Source organism: Pseudoalteromonas sp. SR45-6 (assembly GCF_014163545.1).
Taxonomy (GTDB): Bacteria; Pseudomonadota; Gammaproteobacteria; order Enterobacterales; family Alteromonadaceae; genus Pseudoalteromonas; species Pseudoalteromonas rhizosphaerae.
This window is the reverse complement of sequence record NZ_JACJDM010000135.1, coordinates 1-1,355: the sequence shown is the minus strand read 5'-3', so window position 1 is coordinate 1,355 and position 1,355 is coordinate 1. Positions and strand designations below refer to the sequence as shown.

The window sequence follows — 1,355 nt, the reverse complement described above, 5'->3', positions numbered from 1 at the left end:
TTGTACCATTTTACATCGTTGCTGGCGGCTTGCTGCTTTAACCGTTGTTTGCTGCCTGCAAAATTTGAGTACTGCTGCCTGAAACGTTGAATTGATTCAAGCCATTGCGCTTCTTCTATATTCAACGTCAGGAGCACTTTTGGTATGCTTTTGTTGATATGCCCTTTTTTCTTTGGATCTATCTGGCGGCCACTCCAGTCGACTAATTCAATGTAATCCAGTAAGGCAAAGGGGATCGTGCCTTTAATATGATTACCACCAAATTGCTTTAGCTGTGCTGGTTGACTTTCATATTGAACAGTATCTTTTTGTTTGAGGGGTTTATTTGCTTTGACCGTGTCTGTGGTAAAGGCTTTGAAATGCGCTATACGCTCTTGAATTGAGGTAAAATCACTGTCTTCAAGCGTATCGGCTATGTTTGCTCTGATAGGATTCAAATCAACGTAGGCCATGCAACTGAGTACTGCGGTTTGATCTAATAATGCCTGTGACTTATAGCGCCCTTCCCAGTACTTGCCCGTGCAGTTATCTTCCTTATTGGCCTCGCGGGCAATGTACTCATTAAGGTTTTTCATATACCAGCTGATGTCATAAAGCCTTGCGCGCCATTTAGCGATGATCTCATCAAAAAAGAGCACACTCGCCTTATCTAGCTGCTCACCATTTAAGTAACGATCAACTAAAACATGGCCGTTATAAAGTTGATACCAGCGTTCAATTACTTCATCATCAGACCAATCAAGTGCTTGACGTCTATTGACGTTCACAACAAGGTGGTAGTGATTGCTCATTATCGCGTAGGCAGCTATCTCTATAGCGAAAACGCTACTTAGTAACTTAATTCGCTCTACTAACCACACTCTACGGTGATCAAAGTTTTTACCTGTGTATTTATCATCACCACACAAGAATGCACGTCTCACGCATCGTGAAATTAAGTGATAATAAGATGTGGACGCTAAATCAATAAGCTTTTTTCTTGCCCGGGTCATACATAGCAACTCCTGTTAAACTGTATATAAAAACAGTAGTTGATACTATGGATTTTGCAAAAAATTTGCAAAAAAATGCGCCTGTCCTATTTTTCTGTCACCCGACACACCCATGAACAAAATATTCGTCTCACACGCCTTAGCAATACGGCGGCTGCTGATCAAACCATGTGCATAGCCGAGCAAAATAATCTTTAACATCACTGACGGCGGATACGCCGCCGCGCCTGTTTTGTCGTTGTTATACCACGCGTCAAAGCCCGACAAATCGAGTTTATTTTCGACAATATAACAAAGCGCATACTCAAATGTACCTGGCAATATTTGCTCAGCAAAATTGATTGGAATGAATTTATTTTGGCA

General features: G+C 41.5%; 2 protein-coding genes. Both read right to left on the bottom strand.

Annotated features, from left to right (window positions below; translation table 11 throughout):
* The coding region (locus H5158_RS22500) for a transposase (RefSeq protein WP_259398591.1) at nucleotides 1-992 on the bottom strand (992 nt) is incomplete at its 3' end.
* A gap of 45 nt (nucleotides 993-1,037) precedes the next feature.
* Nucleotides 1,038-1,355: transposase (locus H5158_RS22495; protein ID WP_182740959.1), on the bottom strand; the 318-nt coding region annotated here is incomplete at its 5' end.